Origin of the sequence: Viridibacterium curvum (assembly GCF_039544165.1) — a bacterium.
GTDB lineage: Bacteria > Pseudomonadota > Gammaproteobacteria > Burkholderiales > Rhodocyclaceae > Viridibacterium > Viridibacterium curvum.
Genome location: NZ_BAABLD010000017.1, coordinates 51331 through 70925, shown reverse-complemented (window position 1 = coordinate 70925; position 19595 = coordinate 51331). Strand labels below are relative to the sequence as shown.

Annotated in this window: 20 protein-coding genes and 2 tRNA genes; 19 read left to right on the top strand and 3 right to left on the bottom strand. The window is 60.7% G+C overall.

Going from position 1 to position 19595, the window contains the following annotated elements:
* Positions 1 to 20: 20 nt before the first annotated feature.
* From ABEA02_RS16720 to ABEA02_RS16710, 3 genes are all read left to right on the top strand, one after another.
* Positions 21 to 1439 carry a circularly permuted type 2 ATP-grasp protein gene (locus tag ABEA02_RS16720; protein ID WP_345534239.1) on the top strand — a complete coding sequence of 473 codons (1419 nt, stop codon included), beginning with the start codon at positions 21 to 23 and terminating at the stop codon, positions 1437 to 1439.
* Between the two features lies 1 nt (position 1440).
* On the top strand, positions 1441 to 2382 hold the full coding sequence (locus tag ABEA02_RS16715; RefSeq protein ID WP_345534238.1) for an alpha-E domain-containing protein: 942 nt from the start codon (positions 1441 to 1443) through the stop codon (positions 2380 to 2382).
* A gap of 178 nt (positions 2383 to 2560) precedes the next feature.
* Positions 2561 to 3301, top strand: coding sequence for a proteasome-type protease (locus tag ABEA02_RS16710; protein ID WP_345534237.1), 741 nt, complete (start codon positions 2561 to 2563; stop codon positions 3299 to 3301).
* Positions 3302 to 3317: 16 nt separating this feature from the next.
* Here the strand turns inward: ABEA02_RS16710 and ABEA02_RS16705 are convergent, their stop codons facing one another.
* The 3 genes from ABEA02_RS16705 to ABEA02_RS16695 all read right to left on the bottom strand — a co-directional run bounded on the left by ABEA02_RS16705 (position 3318) and on the right by ABEA02_RS16695 (position 6433).
* Positions 3318 to 4223 (bottom strand): FIST N-terminal domain-containing protein, encoded by a 906-nt coding sequence (locus tag ABEA02_RS16705; protein ID WP_345534236.1) that lies wholly within the window; start codon positions 4221 to 4223, stop codon positions 3318 to 3320.
* A 93-nt stretch (positions 4224 to 4316) separates the two neighbouring features.
* Complete coding sequence (gene rsgA / locus ABEA02_RS16700; RefSeq protein ID WP_345534235.1) at positions 4317 to 5192, bottom strand: ribosome small subunit-dependent GTPase A; 876 nt, start codon at positions 5190 to 5192, stop codon at positions 4317 to 4319.
* Entirely contained in the window at positions 5189 to 6433 is a 1245-nt protein-coding gene (locus ABEA02_RS16695) for a M48 family metallopeptidase (RefSeq protein WP_345534234.1), read from the bottom strand. The genes rsgA and ABEA02_RS16695 overlap by 4 nt, the downstream gene beginning before the upstream one ends.
* Positions 6434 to 6499: 66 nt before the next feature.
* On the opposite strand from ABEA02_RS16695, the gene orn reads away from it, so the two are divergent.
* The 16 genes from orn (at position 6500) to ABEA02_RS16615 (ending at position 19573) form a co-directional block, all read left to right on the top strand.
* Positions 6500 to 7051 (top strand): oligoribonuclease, encoded by a 552-nt coding sequence (gene orn, locus ABEA02_RS16690; protein ID WP_345534233.1) that lies wholly within the window; start codon positions 6500 to 6502, stop codon positions 7049 to 7051.
* A gap of 50 nt (positions 7052 to 7101) precedes the next feature.
* Positions 7102 to 7178 (top strand) — tRNA-Val (locus tag ABEA02_RS16685).
* 174 nt (positions 7179 to 7352) lie between these two features.
* Positions 7353 to 9269, top strand: a complete 1917-nt coding sequence (thrS, locus tag ABEA02_RS16680) for a threonine--tRNA ligase (RefSeq protein ID WP_345534232.1) — start codon at positions 7353 to 7355, stop codon at positions 9267 to 9269.
* Positions 9270 to 9275: 6 nt separating this feature from the next.
* Entirely contained in the window at positions 9276 to 9818 is a 543-nt protein-coding gene (infC, locus tag ABEA02_RS16675; RefSeq protein WP_425584690.1) for a translation initiation factor IF-3, read from the top strand.
* Positions 9819 to 9950: 132 nt separating this feature from the next.
* Positions 9951 to 10148 (top strand): 50S ribosomal protein L35, encoded by a 198-nt coding sequence (gene rpmI, locus ABEA02_RS16670; RefSeq protein WP_345534231.1) that lies wholly within the window; start codon positions 9951 to 9953, stop codon positions 10146 to 10148.
* A gap of 15 nt (positions 10149 to 10163) precedes the next feature.
* Positions 10164 to 10520: a 50S ribosomal protein L20 gene (gene rplT / locus ABEA02_RS16665; protein ID WP_345534230.1), complete on the top strand. Its 357-nt coding sequence runs from the start codon at positions 10164 to 10166 to the stop codon at positions 10518 to 10520.
* Positions 10521 to 10697: 177 nt separating this feature from the next.
* Complete coding sequence (gene pheS / locus ABEA02_RS16660) at positions 10698 to 11729, top strand: phenylalanine--tRNA ligase subunit alpha (protein WP_345534229.1); 1032 nt, start codon at positions 10698 to 10700, stop codon at positions 11727 to 11729.
* Position 11730: 1 nt separating this feature from the next.
* The gene (pheT, locus tag ABEA02_RS16655) at positions 11731 to 14106 is read left to right on the top strand and encodes a phenylalanine--tRNA ligase subunit beta (RefSeq protein WP_345534228.1); all 2376 of its coding nucleotides are present in this window, start codon (positions 11731 to 11733) and stop codon (positions 14104 to 14106) included.
* Between the two features lie 19 nt (positions 14107 to 14125).
* Complete coding sequence (locus ABEA02_RS16650) at positions 14126 to 14440, top strand: integration host factor subunit alpha (protein ID WP_345534227.1); 315 nt, start codon at positions 14126 to 14128, stop codon at positions 14438 to 14440.
* Positions 14412 to 14795: a MerR family transcriptional regulator gene (locus tag ABEA02_RS16645; RefSeq protein ID WP_345534226.1), complete on the top strand. Its 384-nt coding sequence runs from the start codon at positions 14412 to 14414 to the stop codon at positions 14793 to 14795. The genes ABEA02_RS16650 and ABEA02_RS16645 overlap by 29 nt, the downstream gene beginning before the upstream one ends.
* A gap of 68 nt (positions 14796 to 14863) precedes the next feature.
* Positions 14864 to 14940 (top strand) — tRNA-Pro (locus ABEA02_RS16640).
* Positions 14941 to 15074: 134 nt separating this feature from the next.
* Positions 15075 to 15818 carry a 5'/3'-nucleotidase SurE gene (surE, locus tag ABEA02_RS16635; RefSeq protein WP_345534225.1) on the top strand — a complete coding sequence of 248 codons (744 nt, stop codon included), beginning with the start codon at positions 15075 to 15077 and terminating at the stop codon, positions 15816 to 15818.
* Between the two features lie 71 nt (positions 15819 to 15889).
* Complete coding sequence (locus ABEA02_RS16630) at positions 15890 to 16552, top strand: protein-L-isoaspartate(D-aspartate) O-methyltransferase (RefSeq protein WP_345534224.1); 663 nt, start codon at positions 15890 to 15892, stop codon at positions 16550 to 16552.
* Positions 16549 to 17598, top strand: a complete 1050-nt coding sequence (locus tag ABEA02_RS16625; RefSeq protein ID WP_345534223.1) for a peptidoglycan DD-metalloendopeptidase family protein — start codon at positions 16549 to 16551, stop codon at positions 17596 to 17598. Before ABEA02_RS16630 ends, ABEA02_RS16625 begins: the two co-directional genes overlap by 4 nt.
* Before the next feature lie 7 nt (positions 17599 to 17605).
* On the top strand, positions 17606 to 18553 hold the full coding sequence (gene rpoS, locus ABEA02_RS16620) for an RNA polymerase sigma factor RpoS (RefSeq protein ID WP_345534222.1): 948 nt from the start codon (positions 17606 to 17608) through the stop codon (positions 18551 to 18553).
* Between the two features lie 513 nt (positions 18554 to 19066).
* On the top strand, positions 19067 to 19573 hold the full coding sequence (locus ABEA02_RS16615; protein WP_345534221.1) for a hypothetical protein: 507 nt from the start codon (positions 19067 to 19069) through the stop codon (positions 19571 to 19573).
* The last annotated feature ends 22 nt before the right edge of the window (positions 19574 to 19595 follow it).

Below are 19595 nucleotides of genomic sequence, written 5' to 3'. Positions count from 1 at the left end.
GGAATGCACGAGGGCCGCACATGACAGTGAAGCAATTCTTCAACGAGATGAACGACGCTGCGGGTGATATCCGCCCGCACTACGCGAAGTTCCAAGAGTGGCTGCAGTCCACTCCGCCCCAGCGACTCGCCGACAAGCGTGAAGCTGCCGATGCGCTGTTCCATCGGGTGGGCATCACCTTCGCGGTGTATGGCGAAGCAGAGGGGACTGAACGCCTGATTCCCTTCGATGTGATTCCGCGCATCATTCCCGCGAAGGAATGGCTGGACATGGCTGCTGGCTTGCGCCAGCGCGTGAAGGCTCTCAATGCCTTCATCCACGATATCTACCACGACCAGGAAATCCTCAAGGCCGGGCGCATCCCCGCCGAGCAGGTGCTGGCCAATGGACAGTACCGTCGCGAAATGCAGGGCGTGGATGTACCGGGGGGCATTTACGCGGCCATCGCGGGCATCGACGTGGTGCGTGCGGGGGCGGGCGAGTACTACGTGCTGGAGGACAACCTGCGCGTGCCGTCCGGCGTCTCCTACATGATCGAAGACCGCAAGATGATGATGCGGCTCTTCCCCGAGCTCTTTGCCAAGTATCGCGTGGCACCGGTTGAGCACTATCCGGATCTGTTGCTCGACACGTTGCGCGCGCTGGGGCAGAAGGGCGTTTCTGGCCCGACAGTGGCTGTGCTGACGCCTGGCGCATTCAACAGCGCGTACTTCGAGCATGCCTTCCTCGCGCAGCAGATGGGCGTGGAACTGGTCGAGGGGCGTGACCTCTTCGTCCGCGAAGGTCGTGTTTTCATGCGCACCACCCAGGGCCCCAAGCAGGTCGATGTGATCTACCGCCGCATCGATGATGATTTCCTCGACCCGCTGGCGTTCCGTCCCGACTCAATGCTGGGCGTGCCGGGCCTGCTGGATGCCTACCGTGAGGGCGGCGTGACGCTGGCCAACGCGATTGGTACCGGGGTCGCCGACGACAAGTCGATCTATCCCTATGTGCCGGAAATGATCGATTTCTATCTCGGCGAGAAGCCCTTGCTCAACAACGTGCCGACCTACATGTTGCGCAAGAAGGAGGACCTCGAATACACGCTGGCCAATCTTGCCGATCTCGTCGTCAAGGAAGTGCATGGCGCCGGTGGCTACGGCATGCTGGTCGGCCCGGCCTCAACCAAGGAGCAGATCGAGGACTTCCGCAAGCGCATCCTCGCTTCGCCCGAAAAGTACATCGCCCAGCCCACGCTGTCGTTGTCGGCCTGCCCGACCTTTGTCGAGAGTGGTATCGCGCCGCGCCACATCGATCTGCGGCCTTTCGTGCTGTCGGGCAAGGATGTGCGCTTCGTACCGGGCGGCCTGACGCGCGTGGCCTTGAAGGCCGGTTCGCTGGTGGTGAATTCCTCGCAGGGCGGGGGTACGAAAGATACCTGGGTGCTGGAGAGCTGAATTGCTGAGTAGAACCGCTGACCACCTGTTCTGGATGTCGCGCTACATGGAGCGCGCTGAGAATGTCGCGCGTATGCTCGACGTCAATTACCGCATGAGCCTGCTGCCGCAGGACCCGCAAAGCATCGAACGCCAGTGGCGAGCAGCCCTTGATGCGATGGGCTTGCTGGGGCAGTACGAAGCCACCGGCGGCGCTTACCAGCCGCAGGAAGTGATGCGTTTCATGGTGCTGGAGCGCAATAACCCGTCGAGCATCTACTCCTGTCTGCGCTCGGCGCGCGAAAATGCGCATGCGGTGCGTGGCACGCTGACATCGGAGCTGTGGGAGACCACCAACTCCACCTGGATCGCCATGCGCAGCTTTGACGAAACCGGGCTGGATGGCGATGGCGCCGGTGAGTTCTTCGAATGGGTGAAGTTCCGTTCGCACCTGTCACGTGGCGTAACGGTTGGGACCATGCTGCGCGATGAAGCGCTGCACTTCATCCGTTTGGGCACTTTCCTGGAGCGTGCCGACAGCACGGCGCGTCTGCTGGATGTGAAGTTCCATGAGTTGAGTTCGGTCGAAAAGCAGGATGCAGCGGCCGAGTACTACCAGTGGAGTGCCTTGCTGCGCTCGGTGTCGGCCTTCGAAATTTTCCGCAAGGTGTATCGCGATTCGATCACGCCAACTCGTGTTGCGGATTTGCTGATCCTCAACCGAGGCATGCCGCGTTCGCTTTCGGGTTGCATGGACGAGGTGTACGGCCTGTTGCAGGGGGTGGCCAACCAGCGCTCGTCCGAAACCGAGCGTCGCGCCGGCGAGCTGGCCGCCGAGCTGCGTTTCGGCCGCATCGAGGACATCCTGCAGTATGGCCTGCACGACTGGCTGACGCAGTTCATCGAGCGCGTCGCGGATCTGGGCAACCGCATCTCCAATGACTTCCTGGTGCCCGTGAGCTGAGTAACGGTTGCCCGAGGGGCCCGGATCGCAATCGGGGCCGCTCTGGCATTGGTTTTCAAGCTTTTTTGTGTCTTTTCCGCTTCGCGCCGGATGCGGCTGCGGGCTACACTTCAAGCTGTTGGCCCCTGCCGGAAGGCAGGTACAGGCTACTTCCTGAACAGAGATTACGGGTGTTTGCATGACCTATTGTGTTGGCATGCTGCTGGACGCAGGCATGGTTTTCCTCTCCGACTCGCGCACCAACGCGGGGGTCGATCACATCAGTACCTTCCGCAAGACCTTTGTCTTCGAGCAGTCCGGCGAGCGTGTTCTGGTGCTCATGACTTCGGGCAACCTGGCGGTGACGCAGGCCATGGTGTCCATGCTCAAGTCGCGCCTCAATGCGGGAGACGATATCGAGAGTCTTTACAACGTGCCCGACATGTTTGCCGCTGCGCGCCATGTCGGCGATACCTTGCGCGCCGTGCATCAACGTGACGCGGAAGGGCTGGCCGCATTCAGCATCGAGTTCAATGCTTCGATCATTCTGGGCGGACAGATCAAGGGTGAGCCGCCGCGACTCTTTACGGTGTATGCCGCAGGCAATTTCATCGAAGCGACGACCGAGACGACCTATTTCCAGATTGGTGAGTCGAAGTATGGCAAGCCCATCATCGACCGCACCATTACACGCAAGACGGCGATGGATGATGCGGTGAAGTGCGCCCTGATCTCGATGGACTCGACAATCAAATCCAACCTGTCAGTCGGTCTGCCGCTGGATCTTGTCTGTGTGCATACCGACCAGTACACGGTCGCATTGCATCAGAGCATCGATGCCAGCAATCCCTATTTCGCCGCACTGCGCCAGCGTTGGGGCGATTCGCTGCGACATGCTTTCGATGAGCTGCCCAAGCCAGACTGGCTGACAGGGGTCTGATCCGGGCAAATCTCGCTCAGGCTTCCCGCAACACGCAGACGCTCAGGCCGTAGCAGTACAGCGCGGCCTTGCCCGTCGCGGGATCAGCGCTGATCTGCGCAGTGCCGTGAAAGCCGGCATAAACATGGCGCTCACCGAGCGCGCCCGTAATCGAAGCGACTTCGTCCTTGCGCTGCGAGACGAGGGTGGCTTTGCGCCGCACGTCGCTGACCAGCAGGACCAGTCCCGGCTCGTTGCCGTTCACTGCAATCGCCTGCAGCACGTCCGTCGCGTCGTCGAGCAGCGCCGTGGCGCGCAGGTCTGGTGCTGAGGCGCCGTCCTGATCGTCCTTAGTGGCGAGTTTTGCTGCAGGGCCAATGGCGACCTGAGCTGTGAGACGGCTGTTGCTGAAGCCGATGGCAACAATCTGGTCTGCGGCCACCACGAGGTTGTGCAAGGTGCAGGCGTTTTCGTCCGCACTGTAGATCCCGGCCATGCCCCCCGCCACCTTGGCGCCTGGCAGGCTACGGGCCAGCGCCTGTACGAGTTCGGCACCGCGGATGCCACGGGGTACGAAGCACAGCACACTGCGTACGCCCAGGGGGCGCAGCGCGTTGCCGAGCCGTTCGCCGGCTTCCCGGGCATCGTCCGCGTTTGCGACGCGGGTGCTGATGATGCGCATGCCCGGGTTTTCGAAGGCGAGGGCGGTGAGCAGCAGGGATTGCTCGTGGCAGCCATCCGAACTGATTTCTCCGCCCGTGCTGCAGCCGACCAGTTCCGCTGTCGGGAACGCGACGCGCAGGCGGCTGCTGAGGTCGGAGTGGGCGAGCAGAGACGGCGGGGCGAAGACCAGCAGCAGGTGTGGTTCGATGGCTTGCAGCGGCGCGAGCGATGCGGATGTTGCCGCTTCAATGCCCGTCAGACGTACCTGCCTTGCTTGCATGGATTCCCCTGTTGCCGTTACCCGTTACCCGCACGCCAAGACGTGCGCAGCAAGGGTTAACGGTGAAGGGGGCGCGGGCTTGAGGCGGCCGGCTTACCTGTGCCGGGCGGTGCGGGCGGCGCGTTTTTCAGCGAGCAAGGCGCATAGGGCGAGATGGCGGCGTGGATGCATGCGGCCTTCGGTAACGGCCAGGCGTACGGCACAGTCTGGCTCGTTCTCATGACGGCAATCGCGGAAGCGGCAGGTACCGAGGATCTCGCGGATTTCGCGGAAGCTGGCTTCCACTTCGCCCGTACCGAGTTGGGCGAGGCCGAAGACTTGCACGCCGGGGCTGTCGATCAGCACGCCCCCTTCAGGCAAGGGGTAGAGGCGCGCATGTGTCGTCGTGTGCTTGCCGGAATCCAGTACTTCGGAAATCTCGCGGGTGGCGGCCTGCGCCTCGGGGATCAAGGCATTGGTGAGTGTGGATTTGCCCATGCCGGATTGCCCGACGAGCAGGCTGGTCTGGCCCACGAGTCGCTCACGAAGGATCTGCGCATCGCTCAGTGCGGATAGCTCCAGAACGGGATAGGGGATGCGCGTGAATTGCTCCAGCCGCTCGCGCGCTTCCGCCAGCTTGTCGCCAAGGTCACACTTGTTGAGCACGATCAGTACGTCGATGTCCTGCGACTCTGCGGCGCTGATGCAGCGTGAGACCAGTTCGTCGCTGAAGCCCGGCTCGGTCGCCACGACGATGATGATCTGTGTGAGGTTCGCCGCGAGCAGCTTTTCCTTGAAAGCATCGGCGCGGTAGAGCAGGTTGTTGCGCGGCAGCAGCTCGTCGATGGCGTCGCCGTTCTCGGACAGGGCAACGCGATCACCGCAGGTGAACTGGCTTTTCTTGGCGCGCGGAAAGCACAGTGCAAGCTGGCCATCGTCCCGCAAGACCTCGTACTGGCGCCCGAAGGCTGCGACGATCTGGCCGTTCACGCTTGCAGGCGACCGATGCGGATCGACGCGGGTGGGTGCGAGTCGTAGAACAGCGAATGAAGTGGGTCCGGCGTCAATGTCGCCGCATTCTCCTTGTAAAGCTTTACCAGTGCCGTCACCAGGTCTGCTGCGTTGGTCTGCTTGCGGGCATAAGCATCGGCTTCAAACTCGTGTTTGCGCGACCACATGCTGGTCAGTGGCGTGAGAGGGAAGAGCACGATGGGCAGAATCAACGAAAACAGGATCAGCGCGTTGGCATTGCTTTGTGCGGTCACACCCAGGCCTTGATAGAACCACGGCTGCTGCATCAGGAAGCCGAGTGCCCATAGCAGTGCGAGCACAGCCAAACCCATTACGGCAATGCGCTTCCAGAGATGTCGGTGCTTGAAGTGACCAAGCTCGTGCGCGAGCACAGCTTCCGTTTCTTCGGGAGTCAGAGTGGCGAGCAGGGTGTCGAAGAACACGATGCGCTTGCCCGCACCAAAACCCGTGAAATAGGCATTGCCGTGCGCCGACCGCTTTGAGCCATCCATGACGAAGAGGCCCTTGGAGCGGAAGCCGCAGCGTTCCAGCAGTGCCTCGACGCGAGCCTTCACCGCCTCGTTTTCAAGTGGCGAGAATTTGTTGAACAAGGGGGCAATGAAGACGGGAAAGATCACCATTCCCAGCAGGTTGAAGCCCAGCCAGAAGGCGCAGACCCACAGCCACCAGTTTGCTCCCATGCCCTGCATGAGCCACAGCACGACCCACAGTACCGGAGCGCCAATCGCTGCCGTGAGCCCGACCTGTTTGAGTGTATCGACGACGAAAAGCCCCGGCGTCATGCGGTTGAAGCCGAACTGCGCTTCGAGACGGAAGGTGCTGTAGAGAGACAGCGGCAGGTCGATCACGAAGCCTGCCACCGACAACAGACCGAACAACACGACGCCATGCCACAGGCTGGTTTCCGGCACGAAGCTAGTAGCCAGATTGCTGAGCGATTGCAGGCCGCCGCCAAGCGTCAGGATCAGCAGCCACAACGAAGACACCGCAAGGTCGATGCGACCGAGGCGCCCCTTTGCCAGTGTGTAGTCGGCAGCCTTCTGATGATCGTCGAGCGTAATGCTCGCCGCGAAGGCGGCAGGAACTGCAGCGCGGTGAGCTGCCACATGGCGAGCCTGGCGCAAGCTGAGCCACAGGCGCAAGGCGACGCTGACGACCAGCGCAACGATGAAAAGGGTACTGAAAAGCGATGGAGTCATGGCGCGTCGGGGCTGTGCTGCGTGCGACAATGCCGCACTTTCATCTTGAAAAATCAGCGAAAGATTATGGCACAGGACCAGAACTACCTCGTCTGGCTGGACATGGAGATGACCGGCCTTGAACCCGACCGCGACCGCATCATCGAGGTTGCGATGATCGTCACGGATGCTGAGCTGAATACGATTGCTGAAAGCCCGGTGATTGCTGTGCATCAGCCTGATGCCGTGCTCGATGCCATGGATGAGTGGAACAAGAACACCCACGGCCGCTCCGGCCTGATCGACAGAGTAAAAGCCAGTTCGCTGGATGACGCGGCGACGGAACAAGTGCTGCTGGAGTGGATGAAGAATTACGTGCCGGGGCGTACTTCGCCCATGTGCGGCAATACCATCTGCCAGGATCGTCGTTTCATGGCGCGCTGGATGCCGCAACTGGAGGCGTACTTCCACTATCGCAATCTGGACGTCAGCACGCTCAAGGAACTGGCGCGCCGCTGGAATCCGGAAGTCTTCAAGGGCGTGCAGAAACGGGGCGCCCACACTGCGCTGGCCGACATCCAGGAGTCCATCGAAGAGTTGCGCCACTACCGTACGCACTTTCTTCGCATGCCGGACTGACAGCATTTGTTTGACAGATCGCCGCAAGCCTCTATAATGGCGAGCTCTTCAGGCGCGTAGCTCAGCTGGTTAGAGCACCACCTTGACATGGTGGGGGTCGTTGGTTCGAGTCCAATCGCGCCTACCAACACATTGATCGGAGTACTGAAATGACGTTCCGAACTTGCACGCAGCAGCAGCTGTAATCAAGCCGACGTCATTTGCTTTCTTACTTCGTCATCTGAAGACAAAAAAGTGCGGCTTGTCCGCACTTTTTTTTTGCCCTTTCGAATTGCCCGATTGCTTCTTGCCGGTTATCACCATGCCCAACATCACGCTTCCTGACGGTTCAGTTCGCAGCTTCGATGCCCCGGTTTCCGTGTTCGACGTTGCCGCGTCGATTGGCGCCGGCCTTGCCAAGGCCGCATTGGCCGGGCGGGTGAACGGCAAGGAGGTCGATACCAGCCACGTCATCAGCAGCGATGCGGCGCTTGCAATCATTACGGACAAGGATGCGGATGGTCTCGAAATCATCCGTCACTCCACGGCGCACTTGCTGGCCTATGCGGTGAAAGAGTTGTTCCCGGAAGCGCAGGTCACCATCGGCCCCGTCGTCGAAAACGGTTTCTATTACGACTTCGCCTACTCACGTCCCTTCACACCTGAAGATCTCGCAGCGATCGAGAAGCGTATGGGCGAATTGGCGAAGAAAGATATCCGTGTGACGCGCGAAGAATGGGATCGCGACGAGGCGGTCAGGTTCTTCGAGGGCCTCGGCGAGCACTACAAGGCTGAGCTTATCGGTGCGATTCCCTCAGGCGAGACCATCTCCCTCTATCGCGAAGGTGACTTCATCGACCTTTGCCGCGGCCCGCACGTGCCGTCGACCGGCAAGCTCAAACATTTCAAGCTCATGAAGGTGGCTGGCGCCTATTGGCGAGGTGACGCAAAGAATGCGCAGTTGCAGCGCATCTACGGCACTGCCTGGGCAAAGAAGGAAGAGCTCGACGCTTACCTGCATATGCTCGAAGAGGCCGAGAAGCGTGATCATCGCCGCCTCGGCAAGCAACTCGACCTGTTCCACATGCAGGACGAAGCGCCGGGTATGGTGTTCTGGCACCCCAAGGGCTGGACGTTGTGGCAGCAGGTTGAGCAATACATGCGCAGCCGCCTCATCGAAGCCGGTTACGACGAGGTGCGCACGCCCATGGTCATGGACCGTGTGCTCTGGGAGAAGTCAGGCCACTGGGACAACTACCGCGACAACATGTTTACGACAGAGTCGGAAAAGCGCGACTACGCCGTGAAGCCCATGAATTGCCCGGGCCATGTGCAGATCTTCAATCACGGTCTGCGTTCCTACCGCGACCTTCCGCTGCGCCTTGCCGAGTTCGGCTCATGTCACCGCAATGAGCCTTCTGGTGCTTTGCATGGCCTGATGCGCGTGCGTGGTTTCGTGCAGGACGATGCGCACATTTTCTGCACCGAAGCGCAGATCGAAGAAGAGGCCAAGGCCTTCGACCAGCTGCTGATGAGCGTCTATCAGGACTTCGGTTTCACTGATGTTGCCGTCAAGCTCGCGTTGCGTCCCGAAAAGCGCGCCGGCTCGGACGACACCTGGAATCGCGCCGAAGACGGCTTGCGCGCGGCGCTTCGTGCTTCTGGCAAGGAGTGGGAAGAATTGCCCGGCGAGGGCGCGTTCTATGGGCCGAAAGTCGAATATCACATCAAGGACGCTCTGGGCCGTTCCTGGCAGTGCGGCACGATCCAGCTCGATTTCGTTTTGCCGGAGCGTCTCGACGCCGAATATGTAGCCGAAGACAACAGCCGCCATCGCCCGGTCATGCTGCACCGCGCGATCCTTGGTTCGCTGGAGCGCTTCCTCGGCATCCTCATCGAAAACTTCGGCGGCGCGTTGCCCTTGTGGCTGTCGCCGATTCAAGTCGTGGTGATGAACATCTCGGAAGGACAGGCTGATTACGTGGCCGAAGTCACGCAAGCCCTGCGTGCAGCGGGCCTGCGCGTGCAGTCTGATTTGCGGAACGAGAAAATTACCTATAAAATCCGCGAACATAGCTTGCAGAAGCACCCCTACCTGTTGGTGGCCGGCGATAAAGAAAAGGCTGCCGGTGCCGTTTCCGTGCGAGCACGGGGCGGGCAGGATCTGGGCGTCATGCCTGTAAGCGAACTGATCGAGCGGCTCCGTCGCGAAGTTTCAGCACGCGGCGCAGGCGCTTGATTTTTTATAATTTTCGGAGAACTGACCATCGCTCAGGATAAGTCGCATCGCATCAATCGGGAGATCACTGTTCCCGAGGTGCGGTTGGTAGGACCGGATAGCGAACCGCTTGGCATCGTTTCGATTCAGCAGGCGCTGACCATGGCTGAAGAAGCGGAAGTTGATCTTGTCGAGATCGCCCCGCAGGCCAAGCCGCCAGTCTGTCGTTTGATGGACTACGGCAAGTTCAAGTATCAGGAGCAGAAGCGGGCGCACGAAGCCAAGCTCAAGCAGAAGCAGATCCAGGTCAAAGAGGTGAAGCTTCGGCCGCAGACTGATGAGAACGACTACCAGATCAAGATGCGCAACATGGTGAAGTTCCTCGGCGAGGGCGACAAGGTCAAGGTGACCTTGCGTTTCCGTGGCCGGGAAATGGCTCACCAGGAGTTCGGCATTCGCCAGCTTGAGCGTATCAAGGTCGATCTTGAAGAGCTGGCTGTTGTGGAGCAGTTCCCCAAGCTGGAAGGTCGCCAGATGATCATGGTGCTGGCGCCCAAGAAGAAGGTTTAAGAATTACGGGCGATTTGCCCGCAACGGCTCGCAGTGCTGCCGCAAGGTGCTGCAAAACAAGTGATTGTCCGGTCAGCAAGCGTCCGTCAGTTCGCAGACCACCGGCTGTCATGTCAAAAACTGGAGTATCAAATGCCGAAGATGAAGACCAAATCCGGCGCGGCGAAGCGATTCAAGATCCGCGCGGGTGGCAGCGTCAAACGCGGTCAAGCGTTCAAGCGCCACATCCTGACCAAGAAAACCACCAAGAACAAGCGCCAGCTGCGCGGCATGACTGCCGTGCACAGCACGGATACTGATCGTATCCGCGCCATGATGCCCTACGCTTAATCAAGGAGAAGAAACATGCCCCGAGTTAAACGTGGTGTAACGGCTCGCGCCCGTCACAAAAAAGTTCTTAACCAGGCCAAGGGTTACCGTGGCCGTCGTTCCACGGTCTACCGCATCGCCAAGGAAGCGGTGATGAAGGCCGGTCAGTACGCTTACCGCGACCGTCGTCAGCGCAAGCGTCAGTTCCGCCAGCTGTGGATCACCCGTATCAACGCCGCTGCGCGTGAGCTGGGCCTGACCTACAGCCGCTTCATGAATGGCCTCAAAAAGGCTGCCATCGAAGTCGACCGTAAGGTTCTGGCCGACTTGGCTGTGTTTGACAAGCCTGCTTTTGCAGCGCTGGCCGAACAAGCCAAGGCCAAGCTGGCCTGAGTTCTCAGGACGGAAAAAGGGAGGCTGCGGCCTCCTTTTTTTTCGTCCCTGATCAGCAGTTGCGGGGTGCAAATGCGATGGACTTCCGATAAAATTCAAGGTCTTGTGTCGCATTCTTCACGTAGTTCTGTTTGCGCGACGGCGTTCCGCAAGCGCTTTCTTCCGGTTTGAATTTCCGTGACTCAACTCGAACAAATCCTCTCTGACGCCCGCGCAGCCTTTGCCGAAGCGGCAGACCTGCCGGCGCTGGATCAGGTCAAGGCGCGCTTTCTGGGCAAGAGTGGCAGCCTCACAGAGCTGCTCAAAGGCTTGGGCAAGCTGGACGCCGACGCGCGTCGTGCCGCCGGTGCAGAAATCAATCAATGCAAGGCTGCCGTCGAAGCGTTGCTCGAAGCGCGACGCGACGCACTGCGTAACGCCCAGCTGGCAGCCCAGTTGCAGGCAGAGGCGCTGGACGTCACCTTGCCTGGACGTGGTCAGCAAAGTGGCGGGCTGCATCCGGTAATGCGCACACTTGAGCGCTTCGAAAACCTGTTTCGCGCAATCGGCTTCGAAGTGGCTGATGGTCCCGAGATCGAAGAGGACTGGTTCAACTTCACCGCTCTAAACACACCCGAGAATCACCCTGCGCGTTCGATGCACGACACCTTCTACCTGAAGGATGCGCCAGGCGTGCTGCTGCGTACGCACACCAGCCCCGTGCAGATCCGTGCGATGAAGCTGCATGCCGCGAAGCACGCGGGTGGCGCCATGCCCGAGTTGCGCATCATTGCGCCAGGCCGTGTGTATCGCGTTGATTCGGACGCTACGCACTCGCCGATGTTCCATCAGGTCGAGGGACTGTGGGTCGGTGAGAACATCAGCTTTGCGGGCCTCAAGGGCGTGATCATCGATTTCCTGCAACGTTTCTTCGAGACCGATGAATTGCAGGTGCGTTTCCGCCCGTCGTTCTTCCCCTTCACCGAGCCGTCAGCCGAGATCGACTTCGCTTTCATGAGCGGGCCTAACAAGGGGCGCTGGCTGGAGATTGCGGGGTGCGGCATGGTGCATCCGAATGTGCTCACCAATGGTGGCATTGACGCATCGTGCTACACGGGTTTTGCCTTCGGCATGGGGCTCGATCGTTTGACCATGCTCCGTTACGGTATCAATGATTTGCGCTTGTTCTTCGAGAACGACCTGCGCTTCCTGAATCAATTCCAAAACTGATATGCAGTTCTCTGAAAAATGGTTGCGCAGCCTGTGCAACCCCGCGATCGATAGCGATGCGCTGTGCCATCTGCTGACCATGGCTGGCCTCGAAGTCGAGGAGGTCGAGCCTGTTGCGCCGGCTTTCAGCGGAGTCGTGGTGGCGCAGGTCGTCTCGTTCGAAAAACATCCTGACGCTGACAAGCTCAAGGTTTGCCGCGTTGATGTGGGGCAAGGAGAGCCCTTGCAGATCGTTTGCGGTGCCCCGAACGTCGTGATCGGCATGAAGGCGCCTTGCGCCATGGTCGGCGCGAACCTGCCCGGTTTTGCGATCAAGGCGGCCAAGCTGCGTGGTGTCGAGTCCTTCGGCATGATGTGCTCGGCCGAAGAACTGGGTATGACCCAGGATCACGATGGTCTGCTGGTGCTGCCGGATGATGCGCCGGTCGGCGCGGATATCCGTGACTATCTAGCGCTGGATGACCGCAAGATCACCATCAAACTGACTCCCAACCGTGCCGACTGCCTCAGCCTTGCGGGTGTGGCGCGCGAGCTGGCTGCTTTGACGGACACCCCGCTGACTCTGCCGGCTACGCCCGCAGTGGCGCCGGTTCATGATGCCGTGCGGCCGGTGCGGCTGGATGCGCCGGAAGCCTGCCCACGCTATGCTGGTCGCATTGTGCGCAACGTCAATGCTGCTGCGGCAACGCCTGAGTGGATGCGTCAGCGCCTCCTGCGCTGCGGTGTGCGCAGCATCAGTGCCGTCGTCGATATCACCAACTACGTGATGCTCGAGCTGGGCCAGCCGATGCATGCTTTCGATAACGACAAGCTGGCAGGCGATATCCATGTGCGCATGCCGCGCGCGGGCGATTCGCTGGAGCTGCTCAATGGACAGACCGTCGAGCCCACTGCAGGTTCGCTGTTGATTGCGGACGAGGCGCGTTTGCTGGCGCTTGCTGGTGTGATGGGCGGCGAGCAGAGTGGCGTGACGAACGCGACGCGCAACGTGTTCCTGGAAAGCGCTTTCTTCCAGCCGGATGCGATTGTCGGTCGCGCCCGTGCGCTGGGCTTTTCCTCCGATGCCTCGCATCGTTTTGAGCGCGGTGTGGATTTCGCGCTGGCACAGATCGCCATGGAGCGCGCTACTGCGCTGCTCGTCGAGATCTGTGGTGGTGAGCCTGGCCCTGTGCAGGTCGCTGAAGTGGCGGATAAGGTGCCTGTACGCCAGGCAGTGGCTTTCCGTCCGGCCCGTGCGCGCCAGGTATTGGGTATCGAGGTTGCCGATGCGGCCATGCAGGCTGGCTTCGAGCGCCTTGGCATGTCGGTGAAGGGCGATGGTGCGCAGATGTGGGTGACCGCGCCGTCATATCGGTTCGACATCGCAATCGAAGAGGACCTCATTGAAGAGGTGGCCCGCATTGTGGGCTACGACAATATTCCGCCGGTGGCGCCGCAAGCGGGTATCCGCATGCTGCCTCTGCCTGAGGCAAGCCAGAGCCCGAGCCGTGTGCGTCGTACCGTGGCGGCACGCGGCTATCAGGAGGTCATCACCTATGCCTTTGTAGAAGAGGTGTGGGAGAGGGATTTTGCTGGCAATACCGAGCCGGTGCGTCTGGCAAATCCCATCGCCAGCCACTTGGCCGTGATGCGCTCTTCGTTGATCGGTGGCCTGGTCGGCACGCTTGCCAGCAATCAGCGGCATCGCGCTGATCGCGTGCGCTTGTTCGAGATTGGCCGCTGTTTCGTGCGTAATGCAGCCGCTGTGCCCGTAGCGGGCTACGAGCAGCCGGTCCGTCTGGCCGGTCTGGCCTGGGGGCCAGTCGCGCACGAGCAGTGGGGGCAGGCTTCGCGCAAAGTGGATTTCTATGACGTGAAAGCCGATGTCGAACATTTGTTGGGCGACGGGGCGTCTTTCGAGGCAGCCGTTCATCCGGCGCTGCATCCGGGGCGCAGTGCCCGTGTGTCGTTGGGCGGCAAGACCGTTGGTTTCGTCGGCGAACTACACCCGGCATGGGTGCAAAAGTACGATCTTGGCACTGCGCCGATAGTGTTCGAGCTGGAGCTTGATGCGGTGCTGGCGCGGCAGGTGCCGCAATACAGCGAGATTGCCCGTTTGCCGGCCGTGACGCGGGACATTGCGCTGGTGCTGAACTCTGATATCCCTGCGGCCCGATTGCTGGCTGTGCTCAAGGGGGCGTCGGCTGAAATCGTGCGATCAATCGAAGTTTTCGACGTCTATTCGGGCAAAGGTCTCGAACCCGAAACCCGGAGTATTGCGTTGCGCGTGGTGCTTCAGCACACTGAGCGAACGCTGGAAGAACAGGAAATCGATCAGGCCGTCCAGGCCCTGATTACCGCTGCCGGCGAGCAGTTGGGTGGGCAACTGCGGGCATGACTGAAGCGAGAACAAGAACATGACTCTGACCAAGGCCGAACTGGCCGACCTGCTCTTTGACAAGGTCGGGCTGAACAAGCGCGAAGCGAAGGATATGGTGGAATGTTTCTTCGATGAGATTCGCAATGCGCTTTCTGAAGGGCAGGATGTGAAGCTGTCGGGGTTTGGCAACTTCCAGCTGCGCGACAAGCCGCAGCGTCCGGGGCGCAACCCCAAGACGGGCGAAGAGATTCCCATCACTGCGCGCCGCGTAGTGACTTTCCATGCGAGTCAGAAGCTGAAGGCTGCAGTTGAAGAACTGAGCGATGCAAACGGAAACGCCGTCGAGTCCTGATACGCGGGAACTTCCGCCCATTCCTGCCAAGCGCTACTTCACCATCGGTGAGGTCAGCGAGCTGTGCGCGGTCAAGCCGCACGTGCTGCGCTACTGGGAGCAGGAGTTCACCCAGCTCAAGCCGGTCAAGCGCCGCGGCAATCGCCGTTACTACCAGCACCACGAAGTGCTCCTTGTGCGCCGCATCCGCGACCTGTTGTATCGAGACGGCTTTACCATCAGCGGCGCGCGCAATCGTCTCGAAGAGAACGCCATCTTCGAGCACGAGGTAGCAGAGGAAGCTGAGCGCGCACGTGATAGCGTCAAGAGCGTGAAGAGCGAGTTGCTTGATCTGCTCGATTTCCTCAAGAGCTGAACCTTCCGGTTTTTTTGCTCAAGCCGTGTGCAAACGGCAAGCTCTCCGCTATAATGCGCGGCTCGTGTCGGGGCGTAGCGCAGCCTGGTAGCGCACTTGCATGGGGTGCAAGGGGTCGCGAGTTCGAATCCCGCCGCCCCGACCAGTTTCAATTTTGCTTTTCTCGGTTTCACCAGACTTCAAGGCATCGTAACCCGATGCCTTTTTGTTTCCTCCGGTGGCTGTGCCAGCGCCTTGTGCGCGGGTGCTTTGCCCTCCGTCGCGCTTCGGGTGTCCATCATGCGCATTCTTCTCAGCAATGACGACGGTTACCAGTCAGCGGGTATCGCTGCACTGGCCGAGGCGCTTGGCAGCATCGCGCAAATCACGGTGGTTGCCCCCGAGGCAGACCGCAGCGGCGCCAGCAATTCCCTGACGCTGGATCGCCCCCTGCAACTGCGTCGTGCAGCCAGCGGTTTCCATTACGTCAATGGTACGCCAACCGACTGCGTGCACCTCGCCGTCACGGGCATGCTGGCAGAACTGCCGGACATGGTCGTGTCGGGCGTCAATCACGGCGCCAACATGGGCGACGACACCATCTACTCAGGCACTGTGGCGGCCGCTACCGAAGGCTACCTCCTGGGCGTGCCTGCGATTGCCGTGTCGCTGGTCGGGCGTCAGCCAGAGAATTTCGTTACCGCAGCGCGGGTGGCGCGTCAGCTGGTTGAGCGCTTCCAGCACAAGGGCTTTGCCACACCGGTCCTGCTCAACGTCAACGTGCCGGATGTGCCGTTCGATGAACTGCGTGGCGTGCTTACGACCCGCCTGGGGCGGCGTCATCGTGCGGAGCCGGTCATCCGCGCCACCAACCCGCGCGGCGAGCCGATTTACTGGGTCGGCCCCGCCGGTGAGGCCGCAGATGCCGGTGAAGGCACGGACTTTCACGCTGTAGCGCAAGGCTTCGTGTCGGTGACACCCCTGCAGATCGATCTGACTCACACCGCACAGATTCAAGGCGTGGCAAACTGGCTCGCTGAGTGAACGCCATCGCGCTGCGCCGGACGACATCTGACGGCGCGGGCGAACGACCTGAAGGACCTGGCCGGATTTCCATGATCGACACGACACGCGCCGCCAACCTCACTGCAACACGCGCCCGCGCGCGCATGATCGAGCATCTGCGCAAGCTCGGCATTCGTGACGAAGCGGTGCTGGATGCCATGAACCGCATTCCGCGCCATGCATTCGTTGAAGAGGCGCTGGCCAGCCGTGCGTATGAAGACACCGCTTTGCCGCTGGGTTTCCAGCAGACCATCTCACAACCCTTCGTGGTGGCCCGCATGATGGAACTGCTGGCTGCTGGGGGGCGTGCCTTGGGGAAGACTCTGGAAATCGGTACCGGTTGTGGCTACCAGGCCGCCGTGCTGTCCTGCATGGCGAGCGATGTATATACGATGGAGCGCATCGCCAAGCTGCTCGACAAGGCGCGCGCCAATCTGCGCCCGCTACGCTTGCCCAATGTGCGACTGAAACATGGTGACGGTAACCTTGGGTTGCCCGAGGTGGCTCCATTTGATTCCATCATCCTCGCTGCAGCAGCCGAAAGCGTGCCGGTCAAGCTGCGCGAACAGCTCGCACCCGGTGGCCGCATGGTCATGCCATTGGGCTCGACACAACAGATCATCCTGCTCATCGAGCGTACGGCGGCCGGTACGTTCAAGGAATCCCGTCTCGATGCCGTGCGCTTCGTCCCTTTGCTGCCCGGAACCGAATGAACTCAAGACATTTTCTCAGCTGTGTAGCCGTTCTGCTGCTGGCCGCCTGTGCCAGTCAGACTCCTGCGCCCATCGAGACGCGCACGCCGGCCGGCAGTGCTGCATCGAGCAGCAGCGAAGCCGCAGCAGTGCGGCCCGGTTATTACATTGTCAAGAAAGGCGACACGCTCTACAGCATCGCGCTGGAGCACGGACATGACTACCGTGATGTGGCGGCCTGGAACGGCATCGAGAACCCATCGTTGATTCGCGTTGGCCAGGAGCTTCGTGTCACACCGCCCGGTAGCAGCACTGCACCGGTTACGGCGGGAGCGGCCGTAACGCCAGTGCCCGCTCCGACAGCGGGCAGCACGCAACCGGTCAGTGTGCCGCGTATCGAGATCCGTCCGGTTGACTCGCCCTCCGCTGCGCCAAAACCCGCGGCAGGCGCTGCGGTGACTGAGCCACGTGGAGGCCGCATCGCGTATTCGGAAAAGGCGTGGGCCGAGCTGCAGAGTGCTTCTGCGCCACTGGCGACACCGGTGACGGCACCCGCGACCGTGACGCCGCCTGTCGCTGCATCGGCGCCTGTTGCAGCGCCCGCCGTGCGCCCACAGCCCGTGCCCGCCGCAGCCAGCGAGCCCAAGCCCGCGCCCAGGCCCGAGGCCGCCAATCCGGCAAGCAAACCGGGCGATGACAAGGTGGAGTGGGCCTGGCCTTCCGCCGGCAAGATCATCGCGCCCTTTAACGAGAGCACCAACAAGGGTCTCGATTTTGGTGGTGCACTGGGCGATCCTGTCTATGCCGCAGCGAGTGGCAAAGTGATTTACGCAGGTTCTGACTTGCGGGGTTACGGAAACCTCGTCATCATCAAGCACGGCTCGCAATACACCACGGTCTACGCGCACAACAAGGAGATTCTGGTGAAGGAACAGCAGCAAGTTCAGAAGGGCCAGAAGATTGCCGTAATGGGTGACAGTGATGCCGAGCGGGTCAAGCTGCATTTCGAGATGCGGCAGCCCGGAGGCAAACCGGTAGATCCGACCAAGCTACTACCTACGCGCTGAGGGTTGCATGCAGGAAGCTGAATTCCTCGATGAACCGGAAGAGAAGGAACCCGACGACGTTCCCGCCGAGCTCGAGGCATTTGCTGATGCCGCTGCTACGCCTGCGCCAGTCCCAGAGAGTGAATTCCTCAACGACGTCACCCAGATCTATCTCAACGAGATCGGTCTCAATCCGCTGCTGACGGCGGAAGAAGAAGCGGCCCTTGCCCGCCGCGTGCGCCAGGGTGACTTTGAAGCGCGGCAGAAGATGATCGAGCGCAACCTGCGCCTCGTCGTCAACATTGCCAAGCACTACCTTAATCGCGGCATCCCGCTGCTTGACCTCGTCGAAGAGGGCAATCTGGGCCTGATGCACGCGCTTGAGAAGTTCGATCCGGAGCGCGGCTTCCGTTTCTCCACCTACGCCACCTGGTGGATCCGGCAGAACATCGAACGCGCGATCATGAACCAGTCGCGCACCATCCGCCTGCCGGTGCACGTGGTAAAGGAGCTCAACCAGGTGTTGCGCGCGCAGCGCCAGATCGAAGCCTCCAATTGCGGTGGCGTGACGCCCGAGGCGATTGCCGAAAAGCTCGACAAACCCGTCGAGGACGTACGCGCCGTGCTGGCCCTCAACGAGCACACGGCGTCTCTCGATGCGCCACTCGACATAGACCCCAATCTCTCCATCGGTGAATCGATTGCGGATGAGCAGGCCATCAGCCCCGAGCTCAACATCCATAACGCCGAGGTCGAAACCCTCATCCGCGAGTGGATGGCGCAGCTGACTGACAAGCAGCGTCTGGTCATCCAGTATCGCTATGGCATCGACGACGTCGAAGTGCTGACGCTCGAAGACCTTGCTGCCCAGATGGGCCTCACGCGTGAGCGTGTGCGCCAGATCCAGCTTGAAGCGCTGTCGCAGCTACGGCGGCTGATCAAGCGGCGTGGCGTGTCGCGAGACGTGCTTTTTTGAGCGTGTCAGAGGACGATTGAAGAGTCCCGCACGACTTAGATGAAGCTCTCAATCTTTCGAGCGCTACTGTTGATGTGGCTTGTAGCAGCTGTCATCTGTGCCACTTGGAGTTTGTGGCATGGGTGGAGTAAATGGCCTGCTGAGGCGCAAGACTACGCTCGCTGGGTCAGGTATCAGATTGTTCACAATCGATTGCCGTTTGCGCATGTGTTGGCGCTTTTCTCAGTGGGGGTGCTGATGCTGAGCGCTTTGCTCTTGTTCGTGCGGATCTGGTTGGGTGTGCCAGGTTTTGCTGCGGGAGTATCGCTGCACGTATACGTAAGTTACGTGAAGCTCCCCACCATTGCCGACAGCGACCAGTTGAGCATTAACGCGGCTTTTCATCTGCTGTCTGGACTGGTTCTAGGGGCGTCGCTCGGTGCTGGGTTTGAGTGGATACCCTTGAAGCGATTTGTGGCTCGATTTCATCGAGGCGCTGAGTCTTAGAGGCGTCCGAGCGCTGCAATTTCTCTGATGCCCGTCACGCCCTTCCACTTCGGCCCCGGTGCAGCACTGCATGCGGTGGCGCCGAAGCACATCAGCTTCATTGCCTTCTGCACAGCCAATGTGCTGATCGATATCGAGTCCCTATGCAACCTCGTGCAGCAGCGTTACCCCGTGCATGCTTTCTTTCACACTTACATCGGCGCCACGCTGGTCATCGGTGCCGTGATTGGCCTCTTCGCGGGCTGCAAGTGGTTTGCCGAGCGTTACTGGTTGCCGGACATGTTCGGCTGGCGTCGTTTGCGGATGCGGCAGGTGGCGACAGGTGCGGCGTTGGGGGCTTGGTCACATGTAGTGTTCGACAGCATCATGCATCACGACATCCAGCCATTCTGGCCGTTCAGCATTGCCAACCCTTTGCTTGATCTCGTGCCGCTTTGGGCACTTCATCTTGGCTGCGCAGTCGCGGGCTTGATCGGACTGCTCGTCGCGGTGGGGCGCTGGTATATCGGTGGGGACAAGAGCTTGCTGGATTGATTGGTGCAGAGGCTAACCCTCT

Bases quoted from the DNA above. Each gene is read 5' to 3' on its own strand.
- ABEA02_RS16720 (WP_345534239.1), top strand. From the start codon at position 21: ATGACAGTGAAGCAATTCTTCAACGAGATGAACGACGCTGCGGGTGAT.
- ABEA02_RS16710 (WP_345534237.1), top strand. From the start codon at position 2,561: ATGACCTATTGTGTTGGCATGCTGCTGGACGCAGGCATGGTTTTCCTC.
- ABEA02_RS16705 (WP_345534236.1), bottom strand. From the start codon at position 4,223: ATGCAAGCAAGGCAGGTACGTCTGACGGGCATTGAAGCGGCAACATCC.
- ABEA02_RS16695 (WP_345534234.1), bottom strand. From the start codon at position 6,433: ATGACTCCATCGCTTTTCAGTACCCTTTTCATCGTTGCGCTGGTCGTC.
- orn (WP_345534233.1), top strand. From the start codon at position 6,500: ATGGCACAGGACCAGAACTACCTCGTCTGGCTGGACATGGAGATGACC.
- thrS (WP_345534232.1), top strand. From the start codon at position 7,353: ATGCCCAACATCACGCTTCCTGACGGTTCAGTTCGCAGCTTCGATGCC.
- rpmI (WP_345534231.1), top strand. From the start codon at position 9,951: ATGCCGAAGATGAAGACCAAATCCGGCGCGGCGAAGCGATTCAAGATC.
- rplT (WP_345534230.1), top strand. From the start codon at position 10,164: ATGCCCCGAGTTAAACGTGGTGTAACGGCTCGCGCCCGTCACAAAAAA.
- pheT (WP_345534228.1), top strand. From the start codon at position 11,731: ATGCAGTTCTCTGAAAAATGGTTGCGCAGCCTGTGCAACCCCGCGATC.
- ABEA02_RS16650 (WP_345534227.1), top strand. From the start codon at position 14,126: ATGACTCTGACCAAGGCCGAACTGGCCGACCTGCTCTTTGACAAGGTC.
- ABEA02_RS16645 (WP_345534226.1), top strand. From the start codon at position 14,412: ATGCAAACGGAAACGCCGTCGAGTCCTGATACGCGGGAACTTCCGCCC.
- surE (WP_345534225.1), top strand. From the start codon at position 15,075: ATGCGCATTCTTCTCAGCAATGACGACGGTTACCAGTCAGCGGGTATC.
- ABEA02_RS16630 (WP_345534224.1), top strand. From the start codon at position 15,890: ATGATCGACACGACACGCGCCGCCAACCTCACTGCAACACGCGCCCGC.
- ABEA02_RS16625 (WP_345534223.1), top strand. From the start codon at position 16,549: ATGAACTCAAGACATTTTCTCAGCTGTGTAGCCGTTCTGCTGCTGGCC.
- rpoS (WP_345534222.1), top strand. From the start codon at position 17,606: ATGCAGGAAGCTGAATTCCTCGATGAACCGGAAGAGAAGGAACCCGAC.
- ABEA02_RS16615 (WP_345534221.1), top strand. From the start codon at position 19,067: ATGCCCGTCACGCCCTTCCACTTCGGCCCCGGTGCAGCACTGCATGCG.